The 18661-nt window shown below is 67.0% G+C and carries 18 protein-coding genes and 2 pseudogenes; 15 read left to right on the forward strand and 5 right to left on the reverse strand.

The features are described 5' to 3' along the window. Nucleotides 1–949: 949 nt before the first annotated feature. Both ACFYWY_RS03800 and ACFYWY_RS03805 read left to right on the forward strand, forming a co-directional pair. The gene (locus ACFYWY_RS03800; RefSeq protein ID WP_389179139.1) at nt 950–1543 is read left to right on the forward strand and encodes a carbonic anhydrase; all 594 of its coding nucleotides are present in this window, start codon (nt 950–952) and stop codon (nt 1541–1543) included. Continuing rightward, the gene (locus tag ACFYWY_RS03805; RefSeq protein ID WP_389179141.1) at nt 1540–3084 is read left to right on the forward strand and encodes a SulP family inorganic anion transporter; all 1545 of its coding nucleotides are present in this window, start codon (nt 1540–1542) and stop codon (nt 3082–3084) included. The genes ACFYWY_RS03800 and ACFYWY_RS03805 overlap by 4 nt, the downstream gene beginning before the upstream one ends. A gap of 74 nt (nt 3085–3158) precedes the next feature. Here the strand turns inward: ACFYWY_RS03805 and ACFYWY_RS03810 are convergent, their stop codons facing one another. After that, nucleotides 3159–3527: a VOC family protein gene (locus ACFYWY_RS03810; protein WP_389179144.1), complete on the reverse strand. Its 369-nt coding sequence runs from the start codon at nt 3525–3527 to the stop codon at nt 3159–3161. A gap of 66 nt (nt 3528–3593) precedes the next feature. Then, nucleotides 3594–3947, reverse strand: coding sequence for a hypothetical protein (locus ACFYWY_RS03815; protein ID WP_389179147.1), 354 nt, complete (start codon nt 3945–3947; stop codon nt 3594–3596). Between the two features lie 725 nt (nt 3948–4672). Here ACFYWY_RS03815 and ACFYWY_RS03820 point away from each other — a divergent pair. From ACFYWY_RS03820 to ACFYWY_RS03850, 7 genes and pseudogenes are all read left to right on the forward strand, one after another. After that, on the forward strand, nt 4673–5227 hold the full coding sequence (locus ACFYWY_RS03820; RefSeq protein WP_389179150.1) for a hypothetical protein: 555 nt from the start codon (nt 4673–4675) through the stop codon (nt 5225–5227). Then, a complete protein-coding gene (locus ACFYWY_RS03825; protein ID WP_389179153.1) occupies nt 5224–6081 on the forward strand; it encodes an AAA family ATPase in 858 nt (285 codons plus the stop codon). Before ACFYWY_RS03820 ends, ACFYWY_RS03825 begins: the two co-directional genes overlap by 4 nt. A gap of 24 nt (nt 6082–6105) precedes the next feature. Next, the gene (locus tag ACFYWY_RS03830; RefSeq protein WP_389179157.1) at nt 6106–6633 is read left to right on the forward strand and encodes a hypothetical protein; all 528 of its coding nucleotides are present in this window, start codon (nt 6106–6108) and stop codon (nt 6631–6633) included. A 440-nt stretch (nt 6634–7073) separates the two neighbouring features. After that, complete coding sequence (locus ACFYWY_RS03835; RefSeq protein ID WP_389179159.1) at nt 7074–8003, forward strand: DUF4344 domain-containing metallopeptidase; 930 nt, start codon at nt 7074–7076, stop codon at nt 8001–8003. 249 nt (nt 8004–8252) lie between these two features. Further along, nucleotides 8253–8744: a VOC family protein gene (locus ACFYWY_RS03840; protein WP_389179162.1), complete on the forward strand. Its 492-nt coding sequence runs from the start codon at nt 8253–8255 to the stop codon at nt 8742–8744. Beyond that, a complete protein-coding gene (locus tag ACFYWY_RS03845; protein WP_389179163.1) occupies nt 8741–9094 on the forward strand; it encodes a YciI family protein in 354 nt (117 codons plus the stop codon). The genes ACFYWY_RS03840 and ACFYWY_RS03845 overlap by 4 nt, the downstream gene beginning before the upstream one ends. Before the next feature lie 391 nt (nt 9095–9485). After that, nucleotides 9486–9869: pseudogene (locus tag ACFYWY_RS03850) on the forward strand (DUF6596 domain-containing protein); the annotation flags it as partial. A gap of 200 nt (nt 9870–10069) precedes the next feature. Here ACFYWY_RS03850 and ACFYWY_RS03855 read toward each other — a convergent pair. Both ACFYWY_RS03855 and ACFYWY_RS03860 read right to left on the reverse strand, forming a co-directional pair. Then, nucleotides 10070–10483 (reverse strand): VOC family protein, encoded by a 414-nt coding sequence (locus ACFYWY_RS03855; RefSeq protein WP_389179166.1) that lies wholly within the window; start codon nt 10481–10483, stop codon nt 10070–10072. Nucleotides 10484–10734: 251 nt separating this feature from the next. Beyond that, nucleotides 10735–11742 (reverse strand): sigma-70 family RNA polymerase sigma factor, encoded by a 1008-nt coding sequence (locus ACFYWY_RS03860; RefSeq protein WP_389179169.1) that lies wholly within the window; start codon nt 11740–11742, stop codon nt 10735–10737. Nucleotides 11743–11999: 257 nt separating this feature from the next. Here ACFYWY_RS03860 and ACFYWY_RS03865 point away from each other — a divergent pair, with 257 nt between their 5' ends. Beyond that, on the forward strand, nt 12000–12791 hold the full coding sequence (locus ACFYWY_RS03865) for an SDR family NAD(P)-dependent oxidoreductase (protein ID WP_389179172.1): 792 nt from the start codon (nt 12000–12002) through the stop codon (nt 12789–12791). A 154-nt stretch (nt 12792–12945) separates the two neighbouring features. Here ACFYWY_RS03865 and ACFYWY_RS03870 read toward each other — a convergent pair whose 3' ends face one another. Then, nucleotides 12946–13854, reverse strand: a complete 909-nt coding sequence (locus ACFYWY_RS03870) for a thermonuclease family protein (protein WP_389179175.1) — start codon at nt 13852–13854, stop codon at nt 12946–12948. Nucleotides 13855–14654: 800 nt separating this feature from the next. On the opposite strand from ACFYWY_RS03870, the gene ACFYWY_RS03875 reads away from it, so the two are divergent. From ACFYWY_RS03875 to ACFYWY_RS03895, 5 genes and pseudogenes are all read left to right on the forward strand, one after another. After that, nucleotides 14655–15608, forward strand: coding sequence for a cytochrome P450 (locus ACFYWY_RS03875; RefSeq protein WP_389179178.1), 954 nt, complete (start codon nt 14655–14657; stop codon nt 15606–15608). A 5-nt stretch (nt 15609–15613) separates the two neighbouring features. Further along, entirely contained in the window at nt 15614–16279 is a 666-nt protein-coding gene (locus tag ACFYWY_RS03880; protein WP_389179181.1) for a hypothetical protein, read from the forward strand. Further along, a complete protein-coding gene (locus ACFYWY_RS03885; RefSeq protein WP_389179184.1) occupies nt 16276–17559 on the forward strand; it encodes a cytochrome P450 in 1284 nt (427 codons plus the stop codon). The genes ACFYWY_RS03880 and ACFYWY_RS03885 overlap by 4 nt, the downstream gene beginning before the upstream one ends. Next, nucleotides 17556–18239 carry an SDR family oxidoreductase gene (locus tag ACFYWY_RS03890; RefSeq protein WP_389179187.1) on the forward strand — a complete coding sequence of 228 codons (684 nt, stop codon included), beginning with the start codon at nt 17556–17558 and terminating at the stop codon, nt 18237–18239. The genes ACFYWY_RS03885 and ACFYWY_RS03890 overlap by 4 nt, the downstream gene beginning before the upstream one ends. Before the next feature lie 197 nt (nt 18240–18436). Next, a pseudogene (locus ACFYWY_RS03895) lies at nt 18437–18655 on the forward strand (hypothetical protein); the annotation flags it as partial. Nucleotides 18656–18661 lie beyond the last annotated feature (6 nt).

Raw genomic sequence — 18661 nt, forward strand, 5'->3', positions numbered from 1 at the left:
GCCTGGGGGCGATGCCCGCCGGTACCCGGCCGTTGCCCATACGGCGCCCCCGGTCGGCAACTGCCGACCCGGGGCGCCTTCTTGGCGGCCGGTCGCGGTGTGACGGATCCCGCTGCCGACGGTCCGTACGGCGCTGCCCGGACGCAATCAGCGCCTCAACTGGGGTGACCCGCGGTAGCGCCGCATTGCGGCTGCTGTCAAGTGGTGTGACGCTCACGAATGTTTAACGAATCGCTGACTTTCGCGCCGTCGTGCTGTCACAGTGACTGAAGAGGCTGGAGTTACTGACCAGTTGGACCAATTGCTGAGGATCGAAGTCGGGGAGGGACCGTGACACGGCGTATCGCAGCAGTGGACGTACTCGTCGCGCTGGGCACCCTGTTGCTCGCGGTCCTCCTGCTCTGCCAGGCGGCCGTATCCGCCGCCGGAGGAGTGGAATTGGACGCCGGAGGGACTTCCCGAGAGGCCGACTCCCTACCCGAGTCGCCCGGCGAAGCCGAGCCACCAGACTCACCCGAGCCACCGGACTCACCGCAGTCACTTGACTCACCCGGTGATCCCAACTCACCCAACGAACACGGCTTGCGCGGCTCACCCGCCGACCCGTCCCGGGACGATCCGGATCCCCTGGACAAGCCGTCCCACAACCGCAACGGCGGCCGGCCCAACAGCCTGCTGACCGCCCACGCCCCGCCCACAGGCGATCGTCCCCCCGCCGCCCGACCCCTGAGCGCGGCCCCGCCGCCTCCCGGGTGCTCCACCGGCTCCTGGTGCACGGGGCACAACCCCGGCCCACCCGGACAGCGCCCCGCAGCACGGCCCGCCGTACTGCAAGTGTTCCGCCTCTGATCGATTCGTCGGCTCCCGCACGGCTTCCCCCACTCAGCACCTGCGATCCGACATGACGACTCACCACCGCGCGCCTTGGGCGCGCTGGAGGAACACCCCCATGCACATGCTCATGAAGAATGCCCGCGCCTTCCGGGACCGGGCCGCCGCCCGCGCCGACGAGTTCGGCCGCCTCGCGGACGGTCAGTCCCCACAGGCGCTGTTCATCACCTGCTCCGACTCGCGGGTGATCCCCTCGCTGATCACCGGAGCCCGTCCCGGCGAGCTCTTCGAACTCCGCACGGCGGGCAGCATCATCCCCGAACACGACCCCGACCGGCACTCGAGCGAGGCGGCCACCATCGAGTACGCCGTCGAGGTGCTCGGCGTCGCCGACATCGTCGTCTGCGGCCACTCCCACTGCGGTGCCGTCGGCGCGATGGTGCGCCGCGAAGACCTCTCCGCCGTCCCCGCGGTCCGCGGCTGGCTGGAGAGTGCGTCACCCCCGCCCCTCTTCGCCAATGCTTCGTCCCCGGCCATCGCCGAGGCCGTCCAGCACCATGTGCTGTGCCAGCTACGGCAGTTGCGCGACTACCCATGCGTCACCCGCCGGGTCGCGGAAGGGCGCCTCAGCCTGCACGGCTGGTTCTACGAGATAGACACCGGCTCCGTGCTCGTCCACCGGCCGCACGACGACGCGTTCCTTCCGCTGTGAGCGCCGCCGACACCCGCGAACGCGGGAACCGCGGACGCCACCGGAGGGCGGCGCCACAGCGCGCGGAGCGACCCTCCGCCTCTACGCTGCGAGCCGATGTCACCGCGTCCGTCGTCGTATTCCTCGTCGCCCTGCCGCTGTGCGTGGGCGTCGCCGTTGCCTCCGGCGTCCCGGCGGAACTCGGCCTGGTCACCGGCATCGTCGGCGGGCTCGTCACCGGACTGCTCCCCGGGAGCAGCCTCCAGGTCAGCGGACCCGCCGCGGGACTGACCGTCCTCGTCCTCGAAGCCGTCAACGAATTCGGACTCGGGGCGCTGGGCGTGTTCGTCCTCACGGCGGGCGTGCTCCAGCTGGCCATGGGCGCACTGCGGCTCGGCCGCTGGTTCCGCGCCATCTCCATCGCCGTGGTGGAAGGGATGCTGGCCGGGATCGGACTCGTGCTGATCGCCGGTCAGCTCTACGCCATGGCCGACGCGAAGGCGCCAGGCTCGGGCCCCGCCAACCTCGCGGGCCTGCCCGAGCTGCTCATCCGTACGGCCCGCACGCCGGAGGCGCTGACCGCCTTCGCTCTCGGCGCGGTCACCGTCGTACTGATGGCCTTGTGGAAACATCTGCCGCCGAAGGTCCGAGTGGTCCCCGCACCACTGGCCGCCGTGGCTTTGACCACCTCCGCCGTGGCGCTGTTCGCACTGCCCGTGAAGCGGGTCGAGGTGCAGGGGCTGCTGGGCGCGATCCGGCCACCGTCCACCGACGACCTCGGCAGGATCACGGATGCCGGAGTGGTCGGGGCGATCGGCACGGTCGTCGCCATCACGCTCATCGCGTCGGCGGAGAGCCTGTTCAGCGCCGCCGCCGTCGACCGGCTGCACAGCGGACCCGGCACCGACTACGACAAGGAGTTGATGGCGCAGGGCGCGGGCAACGCCGTCTGCGGAGCCCTCGGGGCGCTGCCGATGACCGCGGTCATCGTGCGCAGCGCGGCCAATGTGCAAGCGGGTGCCCGGACCAAGGCGTCACGGGTGCTGCACGGGGTATGGCTGCTGCTCTTCGCGGCGCTCGTACCGGCCGCGCTCGGCCTCATCCCGGTCGCCTCGCTCGCAGGCATCCTGGTCTTCTCCGGCTGGAAGCTCATCCCGCTGAAGGAACTCGGGCCGCTGTGGCGCGAGCACCGCGGGGAGGCGCTGATCCTGATGGCGACCGCGGTCGCCATCGTCGCGACCAACATGTTCGAGGGCGTGCTGGCCGGGCTGCTGCTCGCCGTCGCCAAGGCGGCGTGGGAGACGTCGCACGTCCAGGTGCACGTCGACGAAGGCTCCGACCGCAGCGGCCCCCTCCGTGTGGTCGTCTCGGGCAACGCGACCTTCCTCCGGCTGCCCCGGATCCTGGACGCCCTAGAGGGACTGCCGAAGGACCGGCACATCGAGCTCGACCTGCTCGACCTGCGCCATCTCGACCACGCGTGCAGTACGGCGCTCGCCAACTGGGCCGACCGCCACAACAAGGAGGAAGGAGCCACCCGCGTCCTGATGCCCGCGGTCTGATGCCCGCGGTCTGACCCGCACGGGCACCTCCGCCTCGCACGCTTCCCGCGGCGGGGCGGAGGTGTCCGGGTCCGTCAGCCGTGACTGGTGTCGATGACACAGAAGCGGTTGCCGTCGGGATCGGCGAGCACGACGAAGTCGGCGTCGTCCGGATAAAGGTCCCAGTCGACGCGCTGGGCACCGAGGGACACCAGCCGCTCGACCTCGGCGGCCTGGTCGGCCGCGTCCCCGGCGTACAGGTCCAGATGGATCCGCGGATGTTCCTGCACCGGCGTCTCGCTGACGCCGAGCGCCAGCTGAGCCCCGGCCCCTTCCGCCGGCACCAGGACCACCCAGTCGCCTTCGATCTCGTCGCGCGGTACGTATCCCAGGGCCTCCGTCCAGAACGCGGCCGCGCGCGGCACATCCGAGACACCCAGCACAACGGATCCGATTCTCAGCATGCGCCGATTCTGGCGGACAGCACGTTGCCTGACGCTGCAGGGGCAGGCCTCACGAGGCGTGCCGGCCTAGGACCGCGGAGCGTGCACAGCGAGGACGTGCCCTTGCGCATCGACGGTCAGGGCGACCCGCTCGACCCTGTTCGTCGCCATGAGAACGACCCACACGATGGCCCACAGAAAGCAGGTGACGAGGCTGAGGATGGCGTGCAGCACATGGTTCACCGGCTGGCCACGGACCAGCACCGCCTGGGTCTCCGAGCGGGACTCCACGCGCCATCCGCTCGCGATCCGCTGGCTCACCGCCCAGTCGAGGATGCGGCGTTGCTGCGCCTCATCGGGCACGCTCCCTTCGAGGCCGAAGTAGCCGGGTGGCGGCTGAAGCGGTTCCCCCCATCCGGCTGTCACCTTGCGGAGCCTCATGAGCTCACCTCCAGATGTGGGGCTGGGCAACCACGGGGACAGGCGAGGCCATGTGTCCAGGGTGCGTCGCGTGGCCGGTCCCAGCACGCCGAGATCGGTGTGGCGTCGGCGGTACGGGCACGGCAGGACGCCGATTTGCGGCTTCATGTGACAGAGCGTGGCCGGATGCCCGGACGCTGAACATGGAAATCGCCGGTACGGAGAGTGCGCACACCGGTACGGTCGGTTGTCTGTCCGGGGTGGCGGTTGTTCTTGGTGCTGAACGAGGCTGGGCAGAGGGACGCCGAGGGACGCCCGGCTCCGCCGGAGGACACAGACGGCGGCGGCAGCCCTTGACGAGACATTCCGACGCCTCAACCTCAAACCCCGCTCCAAACAACCCACTTCATCGCATGTCGCACGTCGCGCCGGTCCAACCGGACAGTCAGGCCACCCAAGGCTGCACTGCGCTCTCTGCGTGAGTGGGATCCCGAGAAGCACACACCCGCGGCGGCGTGGGCCGAGCGACGATTTCTCGCGCCGGATACACACACCCACCCTTTGTGCGGCGAAACACCAACACCAGGTCGCTCGTGGAACTACGCTTAAAAGACCGCGGTGATGCGAGAGCAGATCGGCTCGTTCAGGGATGCCCGATCGCGAACACGCCCACAGCCCTGCCATTCTGCTTGCCTCGCCGGGCATTCGACTGTCGACCGTGCAACGGAACTTCCCGTGGGGGGAAAATGATCGAACAGGTCGTCGCCGGGGTGCTCACGTCCTTTGGTGGCGCATTGGCCGAACGATTCGCCAACGGCAGAGGAGAGTCCGTCGAGGTCCAGCCGATCGCTCGCGACGTGAGAGAGCTGATGGCCACGCAGGAACGAACCGAGGTGGCCGTCAAGGAACTGACGGCTCTTTTTCGAGACGTCATCGAACACATCGACGGTTTAGTGTGGTCCCAGGGCAAGCTTCGCACTCGCACGTCAGTGCGTTTCGAGCCCACAGAAGCCGCACCCACGCTCGGCGACGCGCTGATCAATCTGGATCGGTATATCAGGCAGTTACAGGCGCGCGGTGAACCAACCCCACCGGGAAATCCGCAGGAGCCGGCCCCACCATTGGAGCCGACCCCGCCATTGGAGCCGGCCCCACCGGAGCCCACCGCACCCACGGATCCTCCCGCGCCGCCGGCCGGAGAAGCGGGGGCAATGCCCGAGACGCAGACACTGTTCGCAGAGATCGATCGCGACATTCAACGTCGCCGATCGGGCAACGCGGAGGGCGAACCCTCTTCATGATCGAACCTGTCATCTCGGAAAGATTCACGAAGGAAATCGGACAGCACCTTGTGCTGAGTTACGTGGCGCTGGCCGAACACCCTCTGATTCTCGGCATTTTCGGGCCACCAGGCGAGGGAAAGACATTTCAGTTGCGAACGCTCCTTTCCAGGTTCGGAGTGGAGATCTTCTCGATCAATGCGGCGGATCTGGAGAGCGACCGCGCTGGGGTGCCGGGAAAGCTCGTGGTCGAGCAGTACGTGTCCGCAGCCCATCGCATCGCGGCCGGCTTCCCCGCTGCCATCATCGTTGACGACATCGACACCACGCTCGGCGAGTGGGCCAGAAACACCGGAACGGTCAACCATCAGCAGGTGCTGGCCCAGTTGATGCACCTGGCGGACCACCCGCAGTCGATCGAAAGAATCGGAACCGTCCGACGTGTCCCCGTCTTCGTCACCGGCAACGACCCTGCAAAGGTTTACACCCCCTTGAGGCGACCGGGACGCATGGCCATCCTGCACTGGGAACCGGACGAGAGGGAACGCGCGGATACCATCTCCGCAATCCTGTCGGAAACCTTGCCGGCGGAGAAGGTAGAACAGCTGCTCGATCTCTACACCCACCGCCCCATCGCATTCTTCACGCAATTGGACGGCGCGGTGAAGCGGCGCGTGGCCGCCAGTGTGATCACGAAGTCGACAACCGACCTCGTCACCCTGGTGTGCAAGCCCACGCAATATCTTCGGTACATCGAGGCGGCGATTGCTTCATCGAGGGATGACATCAGTTCCACCGTCGACGAACTCGCCCGAACGCTCGACACCTCATTCAATGCGGCCGGACTGTCGTATCTCGGCGGTACGGGCGGGTGAAAGCTGATCACTCCGGGGGAACCAATGCAAACACTGACATACACGGAAACGAAGACGCGGACGGAGACGGTTGTCGACCAGTTCGACATGTTCCTGCGGTACACCGGCCTCCGCGAATCTGCCCGCGACAAGATTCTCAAGGGAATCGGGCAGCGCTGGTTCTCGGGTATCGGCGTGTACCTCCTCAACGCCGGCGGCTTGCGTATCCTTGAGGCCGAGGTAGCGGTCGACTGGAAACTCCACTCCGACTTGACCCTGCTTTCGCCCACGGTTCGAACCGACCTACCCGGCTGGGAAAGCGGGGCCGCACCGGAGATCACCGTGATCGGTCACCGGTTCGGAAGAATTGCCCGAGAGCAGGGGGTCGAGCCACGTTACTGGGTGAGGTGGACCAGCGAACTCCGGGCGAATGAATCCCACTACCTGGCCTGTTGTGAGGAAGCCGGAGTGACCCCTGGATCAGGCCTCCCCAACTGGGCGTCGTCGCCGTCGACTCTCACCTATCAGGTACAGGATCTGAACGAGGTGAGCGCGATGATCCGGAAGACCTAGTGCAGCGGGACGCCTGGAAGCGGGGCTGTACGCGCTGCCCCCGGGTACTCGAAATGGTGCGCTTGTACTGCCAGCGATTGAGGAGGGCTTCCGGCCTTCTTCCCCCCGCTGCAGGCCGCCCAGGTCATCGCCTGGTGCGAGATCATGGCCAGCCCGAACTAACGGGACGAAAACCGGTACAAATGGATCATTGCGGACGAAGGGCCCGTCGATCATAATCCGCGTGTCAGGTTCGAGTCCTGCCTCCGGCATCCGGCCGTCGGCAGGATCGAAGCTGCGATACCGCTCGCCGTCCCCGGCTCGTTACGTTCTTACGTTCGGGTCCCTCCTCCGGCATCGGGAAGTGGCTCCGGAGACCACGAAAGTGCAACCGCCCGCCCCAACGCCCTGACCAAGGAAAAGAGCTGACCAGGGTGCTGAGCAGTGGTGGGTACTCCGCCATGTCCAGGACTGCTTTCGCGGGGGCGCTGCTCGTCGCCGGCTTCGCAGTCGCCTCGTGTGGCGGCGACGGCAACAAGGCTGACGCGGCCGGCAAGGTCACGGTCGTCTACCAGGACAACGCGATCAAGCCGAAGGACCGGCAGGCCGTAGCGGTGATCCGGAAGTCCCGCGTGCTCGAGCAGGTCGCCGACTGGGTGAACAAGTCGGTCGCCCTCCCGCATGACATGGTCGTGAAAGTCACCGACAAGGTCCCACCGGGGGTTACGGATGCGGTCACCCAGCCCGACGGCAGGACGATCTATGTGCCCCCGCCGTTCCTGACCCAGATCGAAGGGGTCCTCAGCAACGTGGTCAAGACCGTCAAGCGTCCCGCCCTGTTTCCCGAGGCCAGGTTCAACGCCGACGACCTGACCGCGCTGTCGACCCAGTTCATCTTCGGCCACGAGATGGGCCATGCTCTGCAGCGTCAGCTTCTGCTTCCGAACCTCGGCCTCGAGGAGGACGCCGCCGACGGGTTCGCGTCGTTCTACACCGTCAACGAGGTTGGACCGGGGCCGTCGCTGGCAGCCGCGATCCTCTTCGACGAACTCGCCCGCGAGGAGGGCAAGCTGACGCTGGAGGGGCTCTCGAGCGATCACCCCGTCACCCAGCAACGGGTCTTCAACTTCCTTTGCTACCTAGAGGGGAGCGACCCGAAGCGGTTCCGCGGGCCCCTGGTCGGTGCCGGTTACCTGCCGAAAACCCGCGCCCCGTTGTGTCCGCAGGCATGGGCGATGCTGGACTTCGGCTGGTGGACCCAACTCAAGCCACATTTCAACGCGGCATTCAAGGACCAGGGCGACAAGACGCAGGAGGCCGCACGCGACCAGCTGATCGCGGAGACGAAGGCCTTCGCGAAGGAGCTCGACAAGTTCCGCAGCGGCCAATGAGCATTCAGAGCCATCGGCCCGCATCTCCGGCCGTCCCGCAAGGTCGCGGGCCTGTGATCGGTAGCCGGTCCTCCGCCACCGTCACGGTGGTACGTGGAGGCGTGGCCGCCGCGCTGCCGGGCACCTGCCCTCGGCGGACGATTCTCGGGAATCGTTCGGTGTGGCTGTCGTATCCGCCGACTCGCCGATCGTCTTCTTGGTAGAAGGGCCGTCCGGCCCTGCGTAAGAGCCACAGAAGGAGACGATCCCATGTCATCGTCAGCCGTCACGAAGCCGATCCCCGACGCCTACCGGCGGGTCACCCCGTGCCTGGTCGTCCAGGGCGCCGCCAAGGCGCTCGAGTTCTACGGCGAGGTGTTCGGAGCGACCGTGCGGCTGCGCTTCCCGGGCCCTGGGGGGACCGTCGTGCACTCCGAGATCGAGATCGGGGACTCGGTGGTCATCGTCGAGGACCCCTCGCCGTACACGGGGACCGAGGCGCCGCCGGCCGCCGGCCTGGCCGGCAGCCCGACCTTCCTGTTCATCTACGTCGAGGACGTGGACGCGGTCGTCGCACGGGCCGTGGAGCTGGGAGCGACGCTGAAGCGGGCGCCGGAGGATCAGTTCTACGGGGACCGGGACGGATCCATCGTGGATCCGTACGGGCACACGTGGACCGTAGCGACGCATGTGGAGGATGTGCCGCCGGAGGAGATGGCGCGGCGGATGGCCGCCCTTCAGGAGCAGGGGAGTGACGCATGAAGTACGTACTGTTGTTCGTGGAGACCGAGGAGTTCGCCGGTGAGTTGCAGGCGATGAGCCCGGCCGAGCGGGCGAGGGCGTTCGAGCGCGTCAACGAGTGGTTCGCCGCCCACGCCGGAAAGATCACGGGTGGGCAGAAGCTGCGCACGCCGGGGACGGCGACGACCGTGAGGTTGGAGGGCGGGGAGCCGGTCGTGGTCGACGGGCCGTTCGTGGAGGGCAAGGAGGTCGTGAGCGGGTACGCCGAGATCGAGGTCGCCGATCTGGACGAGGCGCTGCGTATGGTGCGGATCTGGCCGGGCTGCCCGGTGGTCGAGATCCGGCCCGTGGAGACCGGGCCGCTGGGGTGAGTGCCGCGGACCGGTCGTATGCAGCCGACGAGCTCGCCCGCGTGGTCCGGGAGCACGCGGGCCGGCTGGCCGCCTCGCTGATACAGGTGATTGGCGACTTCGCGGCGGCGGAGGACCTGGTGCAGGACGCCGTGCTGGCGGCGCTGAAGCACTGGCCGCAGGACGGGATTCCCCGCGGCCCGACGCCTGGCTGTTCGCGGTGGCCCGGCGTCGCGGGTTCGATCTGCTGCGGCGTCAGGAGAACTACCGGCAGAAGCTGGCGCAGCTGCAGCTGCAGTTGCCGTCGGACCGGGGCGAGGCGCGGGAGCCGGACGAGCGGCTGCAGCTGGTCTTCACCTGCTGCCATCCGGCGCTGACGCAGGAGGCGCAGATCGCCCTCACCCTGCGGGTGGTGTGTGGTCTTACCACCGCGCAGATTGCCCGGGCATTCCTGGTGCGGGAGTCCACCGTGGCGCAGCGCATCACCCGCGCCAAGCAGAAGATCACCAAAGCGGGGATCCCGTACCGGATTCCCGATGACGAGGAGCTGGAAGGCCGCCTCTCCCAGGTCCTCGCGGTGATCTATCTGCTGTTCAACGAGGGCTATCTGTCCACAGCCGGGCAGGCGCAGTCGCGCGACCTCGCGGACGACGCCGAGTGGCTGGCCGCCCTGCTGCACCGGCTGATGCCGACCGAGCCCGAGGTGGCGGGGCTGCTGGCGCTGATCCGGCTGCACCGCGCCCGAACCGCCGCTCGCTTCACCCCTGATGGCACGCTGGTACGGCTGCAGGACCAGGACCGCTCCCGATGGGACCACGAGGAGATCGCGGCGGCCGCGGGGTTGCTGGCGCGCGCCATCAGACGGCAGCGCCCGGGCCCGTATCAGCTCCAGGCCGCGATCGTGGCCTGCCATGCGGAGGCCGCACGATGTGGGCGCCGATCGCCCTCCCCGCAGCCGACCAGACGGGCCATCAGCCTCTGCTGGTTTGGCTCCGGTCAGCTCTGCGACTGGGTGATGTTGACCATCCAGGGGATGCCGAACCGGTCGGTGCACATGCCGAACACGTCGCCCCACATCTGCTTCTCCAGCGGGACGGACACGGAGCCGCCGGTGGACAGCTTCTCCCAGTAGCCGCGCAGCTCGGCGTCGTCGTCGCCGCTGAGGCTCACCGAGAAGTTGTTGCCTTTGGCGAGTTCCATGCCCGGTGGGGTGTCGGCGCCCATCAGAGTGAAGCCGCTGGGCGCCTCCAGCTTGCTGTGCATGATCTTGTCGGCCTGCGGGGTGTCCTTCTGGCCGAACTCCCCGAAGGTGTTGAGCGCGAGTGTGCCGCCGAAGACCTCCTTGTAGAACTCCATCGCCTGTAGGGCGTTGCCGTCGAAGCTGAGATACGGGTTGAGGCGCGAGGCCATGTCAACCTCCCCGAATAGGGCAAACGATCAGATACGGGCAGATTAGCGCGGGTCACTGACAACGTCCTGCCGCGCGCGACCGCATGACCCGGTCGCCAGCCGTCTGTGAACCTGGCGGGTGAGATTTTCGCCAGGCGTGCGGCGGGGCTGTGGTCGCGCCTTACGAGGCCGCGGGGGCTCGCGAGCACTTCGGCGAGGCGGTCCAGTACGCCGGGCCAGCCGTGCCCCATGCCGTCGAAGGCGGCCTCGGCCTATCGGCCAGGAAGCGATCGCGGCAGCCCGAACCATGGGAGCACGCTGTTGTCGAAGCGGGTGAAGGCGCAGATCCGGTCGCCGGTGAGGGTGAGGACGAAAAGGCCGCTTCCATGGCGGATGCCGGTGGCGGCACGAAGGTAGGCACCGAACGCCGGCTGGCCATTGGCTCGCGTCGGCACGAGGTCCACCCTCCTGCCCGAGCCGAAGATGCTGCCGAAGAGACGGGCCACGACGTCCCGGCCCTCGTATTCGAGGGGGATCGGCGGCATGGAGACGAAGACATCGTCGGTGAGCAAGGCGACCAGCGCGTCCAGATCCCCGGACTTGTAGGCGCGGACGAACTCCGCCATGAGCGCCTGCTCTGAGGCTGAGCCGGGGGCGGGAGCCGGTTCGCGCTCGTCGGCGGGCGGCTGCCGGCGCCGCAGACTGGCGCGGGCCCGTTTGAGAGCGCTGTTGACCGACTCGACGGTCGAGTCGAGCATCTCGGCCACCTCGTTCGCGTGGAATCCGAGGACGTCGCGCAGGATGAGCACGGCGAGCTGGCGAGGCGGCAGGACCTGAAGAGCAGTCACGAAGGCCAGCGAGATGGCTTCGCTCTGCTCATACCTGGCCTCCGGGCCGAGCGGCACGTCGACCGCACCCTGAAGAAGTGCGTCGGGATAGGGCTCGAGCCATACGACCTCGCCGAGCCGGGTCGGCTCGGGCGGTTCAACCTCGGGCATGTCCCACTCCCGGGCCCGGCGTCGGCTCGCCGACCGACGCGCGTTGAGGCACGTGTTGGTGGCGATCCGGTAGAGCCAAGAGCGGATCGAGGCGCGTCCCTCGAACCCTCCGAGGCCCCGCCAGGCTGCCAGCAGTGTGTCCTGCAGGGCGTCCTCGGCGTCCTGCAGGGAACCGAGCATCCGGTAGCAGTGCACCTGCAGCTCCCGGCGGTGCGGCTCGGTCAGCTCTCGGAACGCCTCGCCGTCCCCAGCACGCGCCCGGGTGATCAGTTCGGTTGTCACCACTTCGCCCTCGCCTCACGTCTCTCCCGCACCTTGTCGCACTCATCGTGTACAGACACCGGCTGAGGGTCGAACTGGGCGGTCGACGGCCGCCCACTTCCCCGGCGTCGAGGTGTCTGCATCATCGACGGCTCGGACGGTCCGGGCGTTGGCGGATGGTGAAAAAGGGCAGCCGCGCGCAGATGAGTTTCAGCCGTCGGTCATAACGCAGTTGAGGCGGGTGGGTGCGACCACCCGGGCACAGAAAGGAACCGGGGATGATGCTGAAGAACAAGGTTGCGGTGATCTACGGAGCCGGAGGCGCGATCGGCAGCGCTGTCGCACGCGCCTTTGCGGCTGAGGGGGCCAATCTCTTTCTCACCGGGCGCCGTCTGGCACCCGTCGAAATCGTCGCCAAGGACGTCGTTTCCGCCGGCGGGTCCGCCGAGGCGGCGGAGGTGGACTCTCTCGATGAGCAGGCTGTGGACGAGCATCTGCAGTCCGTGATCGAAAAGGCGGGGCGCGTCGATATCTCGCTCAACGCCGTCGGGATCCCGAATACGGAGATTCTGGGTGTGCCTCTGGTGGAGATGGATGTCGAGAAGTTCTCCCTGCCGATCACGACCTACACGAGGTCGTACTTCCTGACCGCGCGCCTGGCGGCCCGGCGGATGGTCGCGAATGGATCAGGGGTGATCATGACCGTCACCGCACTCCACTCGCGGACGGGTATCCCCTTGGTGGGAGGCTACGGTCCGGCGATGGCCGCCAAGGAGGCACTCACTCGAGACCTGTCCGCCGAACTCGCACCTCAGGGCATTCGCGTGGTCGGTCTGCGGCCACAGGCCATGCCGGAGACACGCACGATCAAGGAAGCCTTCGAGCCTCGCGCCAAGGCATCGGGAATGACCTGGGAACCGTGGCTGGAAGCCCTTGCCGGCCGGACCCACGCACGACGGCTCATGACACTCGAGGAGACAGCGAATACGGCGGTCTTTCTGGCGTCCGACAAGGCGAGCGGCATGACCGGAACTACCGTCAACTTGACCATGGGAAGCCTGGACGACTAGTGCTGTGACCGCATAGGTACGACCGGGGGCGGGGCGTTGATGTGATGGGAGATCCGCGTGGCGTACCGGTAGCCAGCGTCCTACGGCATGCTCGTGGGCGCGAGAGTCGCGGCGCCGGACCAGCGGCCGGCAGCCGACGCTCTCGCAGAACACTCTAGTCGGCGCCCACCAGCCTCGGAGATGGCTGAAGATTCAGCCTTGCCACCGCCTCCTGTACATCCTGCGGCCACAGCCACAGCCGATAGACCGGCGGCACCTCGAAGTAGTTCTCGGGCCCGTGCAGAACCCGGTCGCGCATGTCCACGCAGTACCGGCTCCGCCACGCGAACAGCTCGCGCGGAGTCATGGACCGTCCCTCGATCTTCTTCTTGGTGATGTCGTGGAGCTTTTCGACCGCGCGGTACTCGTACGCCAGCAGCGTCTCGTCCGACGCCCAGATGCCCTTCCCCTCCGCCACCGCCTTGTCGCCCGCGGCCAGCAGCAGCGGAAGGTCCTGCTCGCCCGGGATCGACGGGTAGATGATGAAGGGCGCCGCCCAACCCGCCGCGATCAGGTCGAGGTTGAAGGTCGAGCGCTCCTCCCTCGGCATCGTCTTGCGTTCCTGCGCCGAGAAGTTGGGGGCTATGTACGCCAGCAGGCGGTGGTTGTCATCGAACGGAGCGTCAGCCGTGTGGATGTACAGGTTCCGCGGGCGGCCGTTGGGGCGGGCCAGTCGTCTGGCGATGTTCTCCTTCGAGAAGTCGGACGCCTCCGTGCCCTGCTGGAAGTGCAAGCTGCCCGCGCGGCCCGTCTCCAGCTTCGGGAGGAGGAAGTCCGCGAGCCCAGGAGAGATCGGGGCGTCGCCCTGGTGGATCCACTCGGCGAGTTGCGAGAACTCCGCGTCGATCAGCGCCGCCCGTTCCGCCGAGCCCGCCGTCACCTCAGGGGTGTCGACGGAGAGCATACGGATCGGCATCCGAATGTTCGGGGTGTCGCCGTCGTGGACGTCTGCCAGTGCGCGGGAGCCCAGCGACGGCATCGTGGCACCGGCGGGTGACCACAGGATCTGTACGGGATCGATCACGACAGACTCCCTCCGACTCGCGACCGCGGGAACACGTCCAGCTCAACGCGGACCAGGACCCTTTGTGATCGTCAGTCAGTTGAATGGTGGAGTTCTACGGCTGCGACATAGCCGCGCTGCCAGCATCACGCGGCAGGGACCGGCCCGCAAGCCGGATTTCCTGCTTCCGCATAAAAAGTCCCGGTACCCAAGAGACGGCCGGGGTATTCATCCGCATACATCGGGTGGTTGTAACCCTTTGCATTTAGCGCGCATGAAGAGGTCAACCGGGGACGGTATATCGCGTCAGGGGCTGAATCGTCGATCGCGGAATTGCAGAATGAACAGCAATTCATCTCACCACCAGCGCCGACGAGCGCAAGTCCATTGCGGACGAGAGGCGACTCACCCGTTCGGAGTAATCCGGTTGTGCTCCAAGTCGCACATCACCCGATCGGAGTGGTCAATGGTGGTGAGCTGACGCGAGATCTCCGTTCCACCCCGCAAGGGGCACCTCCGCCCCATGGGCAAGGAAAGGACTGGACGGGCCACAACCACCGTCACCGCGAGGGGTTGATGCCATGGGAACCATCGGCTCCACTGACGCCCTTGCAGATGTTCACGCCGGCGACCCGTATCCCGTGTATGAACGACTGCGTGAGACGGAACCGGTGTACCTGTTCCGGACCGGCTCCTACCTACTGACCCGTTACACGGACTGTCAGCGTGCTCTGGTCGAACGGGAGTGCTTTCTGGCGCCGGGCGGCGACGGCCCGTCCGGCCGGACAGTGCACCATCCGACGCCTGTTCTGTCGCGTGTCATGAGCTCACAGAACCCACCCCGGCACACCAGAATGCGTACCGCGGTGGCCAGGCGATTTGTCGAGCATGTGCGACGTCAGCAGCCGTGGCTCAGCAAGTTCTGCGACCAACTGCTCGAACCTGCGGTCGAGACCCTCCGTAACGGGGTGGCCGACATGACCGCACTTGCCGAGGCATTTCCCCGCGACACGATCATGCACTTGCTCGGGTTGTTCCCGGGTGATCGAGACCTTGTGTCGATGCTCGTCGCCGACATCTTTCCCACCTCCGGGCCCTTGCCCGGACAGGACCGTGCTGGTGCTGCGGCGATGCGGATGCTCACCGACTACCTTCAGGGGGAAGTGGTTCGCCGGCGCCGCGCGCCTGGCGATGATCTGATGTCCGAACTCGTCCGTGCGCACACCGACTGCCCTGAGGCTCTGCCTCATGACGAACTGATCAGTGTTCTCACCGGACTCATGGTCGCCGGATACCCGCAGATAGCTGCGGGGATCGAGACCGGGGTCGTTCTGATGATGCGCCACCCGGACCGGGCGGTCTTCCTGGACGACCCCGTCCGCGCCCGGCTGTTCGTCGACGAGGTGCTCCGCTACGACGCGCCCGTACAGTTCACCCCTGCCCCCCGAATCCCCACGAAAGCGGTGGTCCTCAGCGGAGTGACGATACCGGCGGGGGCACAGGTCTGGCCGGTGCTGGGTGCCGCCAACCGGGATCCCGGAGTGTTCTCACAGCCGGATGAGTTCAGGCCGGGGCGCGACGGCCCACGTCACCTGAGCTTCGGCGGAGGTGCGCACTACTGCCTGGGCGCCGAACTGGTGTACCTGGAGATGTCGATGCTGCTGCGGCGGCTACGGCACCGTCTTCCGGATCTCGCGCCGGCCCAGCCCCCTTGTCAGCGGTTCGGTCGGCTACGTGGTTTCACGTCTGTTCCTGTCATACGTGGGGAGCGCTGATCGTGATGAACGGTAGTGATCCCAATGAACACGCGGACAGCGTGCATGTCTTCGTGGAGAGTGCCCCTTGCTCCACGTTCCTTGACGCCGCTGTTCGTGTCTATGAAGCGATCAGGCCGGGCTTCCCCTACTCGTGTTTCGGTGTGCTGGTCGGCTCCATGCGTGGCGAGAGTGCCCGCATCGAGCGCGTCGAGTTCGGCCGCAATGTCCGGGCCACCGACAGTGCGGCCCTGGGGGAGTTCTCCGAATCCATAGTTCCCTGTTTCGGAACGGCTTACAAAAACCCCCACCGCGGGTACTGGTGCGATTCCACCGACCTGCTTCGTATCATGCGGGACGCCGAAGTGGACGAGCTTGACATCCTCGGGTCCATACACCTCCATCCCGACTGGCACAACATCGACTCACCGGGCGGCAAAGGGCCATCGTTGAGCGAGCACCCGACGCGGATGGACAAGTATGCCTTCGCCAATACCGGGTGGCCAGTCAATCTCATTTGTTACCTGGAGCGTCGGAACCGCAGCATCTATCACTCGTGGGGCGCATGGACCCCACGTACCTCTGATCCCTCGAACCCGCATTGCGACGCGTTGCCGGTGCGCCTGGCCCTGCCCGCTCATGCACGAGTCCGCAGGACACAACCGACTCCGCAGTACATGGAGGGCCCGTGAATTCCGAACAGGCCGACAACGCCGTCACTTTCCGCATGCCACCCGAGCGCATGGCCCCCGACGGCGTCACCGATCTCATGGAGCAGAAGAATTACGTCAACGCCCCGTATCCGCTGCTGGCGCAGCTGCGGGCCGAAGGGCCTGTACGGCGCGTGATGTTCGCCGGTGTTCCCGTGTGGCTCGTCACGCGCCATGAGGACATCCGGGCAGCGAGCAAGGATCCACAGTTGAGCAACGATCCGCGGCGCGGTAACAGGGCCGTGCGGTCTGCTCCGTGGGTTTTCGCCACCGAGACCTACACCGTCACGCGCAACATGCTCCGCTGCGACCCCCCGGACCACACCAGACTTCGTGCACTGGTGGCAGGTGAGTTCACCCCGGGCCGCATCGAAGCCCTGCGTCCACGCATCCAGGAGATCACGGACGATCTCATTTCCCGGTTCCTTCCGCTGGGACGCTTCGATGTCATCACCGACTTCGCGAAGCGTCTGCCGCTCACGGTCATTTCGGAAGTGCTGGGCGTGCCTGCCGAGGGACGGGACACCTTCGCGCGGCTTGCGGGCGTCTACGTCGAGATGAGCGAGGGCGACCACAGCCGCATGCCTCATGCCGCCTCCGAGATGCGGGACTACCTCAGCGGACTCCTGAGAGCGAAGAGGGAGTCGCCCACCGGTTCCGACGACCTGCTGGGACGGCTTCTCGAGGCCGATATCCAGGAGGACGAGGCGATCAGCATGTCCTTCCTCCTCCTGGTGGCCGGATTCGAGACGACCGCGAATCTCATCGGCAGTGGGGTACTGGCACTGCTGGAGCACCCCGGGCAGCTGGACATGCTCCGGAGGGACCCGCACCTCATGGGGCAGGCTGTCGAGGAAATCCTGCGCTACAACGGCCCCATCAAAATGGCGCCCGTACTGCGGATCACGACCTGCGACATGCAGATCGGAGACGTCACCGTTCCCGGGGGCGGAGAAGCTGTACTTCTGTCCTACGGCGCCGGCAATCGGGATCCGGACCGCTTCGCCGAGCCCGACCGGTTCGACATCCTCCGCGACAGCCGAGGACACCTCGCGTTCGGGCACGGGCTCCACCACTGTCTGGGCGCGCCGCTCGGCAAAGCGGAAGGCACGATCGCGCTCCTCGCCCTCCTGGAACACTGCGACGAACTTGCCCTCGCTGTCGATCCCTCCGAACTGACCTGGGGACACAGCCGGTTCATGCGTGGGCTGACAAGCCTGCCGGTCACCTTCCGGCCCGTTCCGCGAGGTACTGCGCCATGACAACTCAACGACCGCGCGCACTCGTGACAGGAGCCTCCCGGGGCATCGGGGCGGCCATCGCCCGCGCGCTTGCGCCCACATACGATGTGCTTCTCGGCGGCCGCGATGCCCGGTCACTCGAGGTACTCGCCCGCGACCTGCCAGGAAGAGCCCGACCATGGGTGGCCGATCTGGCACACCCCGGCCAACTCGCCCAGGCCACGGCGGATATCGATCGTCTCGACGTGCTCGTGCACAATGCCGCCGTCGCCGAGCCCGGCACGATCGCCGATGCCTCACTGGACGTGTGGCAGCGAATCTTCGCGGTCAACCTCTTCTCGGCCGCCGAACTCACTCGGTTGCTCCTGCCATCGCTCCGCCACGGCCGAGGACACGTGGTTCTGATCAACGCGGGATCCGGACTCCGGATCAAGTCGAACCGTGGTCCCTACGCCGCCAGCAAATACGCGTTGCGAGCGTTCGCGGACGCCCTTCAGACCGAGGAGAAATCCAACGGAGTCCGAGTGACTTCGATCCACCCGGGCCCGACCGACACCGAGCTGCAGCGGAAGGCAGCCGAAGGGGCGGGCCACGAGTACCGCCCGGAGCAGTTCCTGCGGCCTGAGTCGGTGGCGGCCATCGTGCTGAACGCGGTACGGGCGCCGGCAGACGCGACTGTGACCAACACCGTCATCGATTGAACACTGCCCCGCAGTCGGCAGAAACAATGCGGTGACGAACTGCCTCAGCCGTTGAGGTAGGGCCGGCCCCGCTCGATGAGGGCAATGTCGCGACACCTGCGAGGTGCTCGGCTTCGTACCGGGCGCCACCTCCCAGGAGGCCCCGAGCCCCCAGCCGGACAACGACACAGACTGACCGCCAATCGAAGCCGACGGGCGGCCGGACGGTGTACGAGCATGACGCCCAAGGCCGCCTCGTCCGCCGCACCCGCAAGCTGCTGAGCGGGCAGCAACGCACATGGACCTTCACCTGGAACGCCGAGGACCGTCTCACCGACGCGACCACACCCGACGGCAACCACTGGCAGTACACCTACGATCCGCTCGGCCGTCGCACCGCCAAACAACGCCTGGGCGCCGCCGGCGCGATCGCGGAACGCCTG

This window comes from Streptomyces sp. NPDC002870 (assembly GCF_042888505.1).
GTDB lineage: Bacteria > Actinomycetota > Actinomycetes > Streptomycetales > Streptomycetaceae > Streptomyces.

Bases quoted from the DNA above. Each gene is read 5' to 3' on its own strand.
- ACFYWY_RS03800 (WP_389179139.1), top strand. From the start codon at position 950: ATGCACATGCTCATGAAGAATGCCCGCGCCTTCCGGGACCGGGCCGCC.
- ACFYWY_RS03810 (WP_389179144.1), bottom strand. From the start codon at position 3,527: ATGCTGAGAATCGGATCCGTTGTGCTGGGTGTCTCGGATGTGCCGCGC.
- ACFYWY_RS03815 (WP_389179147.1), bottom strand. From the start codon at position 3,947: ATGAGGCTCCGCAAGGTGACAGCCGGATGGGGGGAACCGCTTCAGCCG.
- ACFYWY_RS03820 (WP_389179150.1), top strand. From the start codon at position 4,673: ATGATCGAACAGGTCGTCGCCGGGGTGCTCACGTCCTTTGGTGGCGCA.
- ACFYWY_RS03825 (WP_389179153.1), top strand. From the start codon at position 5,224: ATGATCGAACCTGTCATCTCGGAAAGATTCACGAAGGAAATCGGACAG.
- ACFYWY_RS03830 (WP_389179157.1), top strand. From the start codon at position 6,106: ATGCAAACACTGACATACACGGAAACGAAGACGCGGACGGAGACGGTT.
- ACFYWY_RS03835 (WP_389179159.1), top strand. From the start codon at position 7,074: ATGTCCAGGACTGCTTTCGCGGGGGCGCTGCTCGTCGCCGGCTTCGCA.
- ACFYWY_RS03840 (WP_389179162.1), top strand. From the start codon at position 8,253: ATGTCATCGTCAGCCGTCACGAAGCCGATCCCCGACGCCTACCGGCGG.
- ACFYWY_RS03845 (WP_389179163.1), top strand. From the start codon at position 8,741: ATGAAGTACGTACTGTTGTTCGTGGAGACCGAGGAGTTCGCCGGTGAG.
- ACFYWY_RS03855 (WP_389179166.1), bottom strand. From the start codon at position 10,483: ATGGCCTCGCGCCTCAACCCGTATCTCAGCTTCGACGGCAACGCCCTA.
- ACFYWY_RS03865 (WP_389179172.1), top strand. From the start codon at position 12,000: ATGATGCTGAAGAACAAGGTTGCGGTGATCTACGGAGCCGGAGGCGCG.
- ACFYWY_RS03875 (WP_389179178.1), top strand. From the start codon at position 14,655: ATGAGCTCACAGAACCCACCCCGGCACACCAGAATGCGTACCGCGGTG.
- ACFYWY_RS03880 (WP_389179181.1), top strand. From the start codon at position 15,614: ATGAACGGTAGTGATCCCAATGAACACGCGGACAGCGTGCATGTCTTC.
- ACFYWY_RS03890 (WP_389179187.1), top strand. From the start codon at position 17,556: ATGACAACTCAACGACCGCGCGCACTCGTGACAGGAGCCTCCCGGGGC.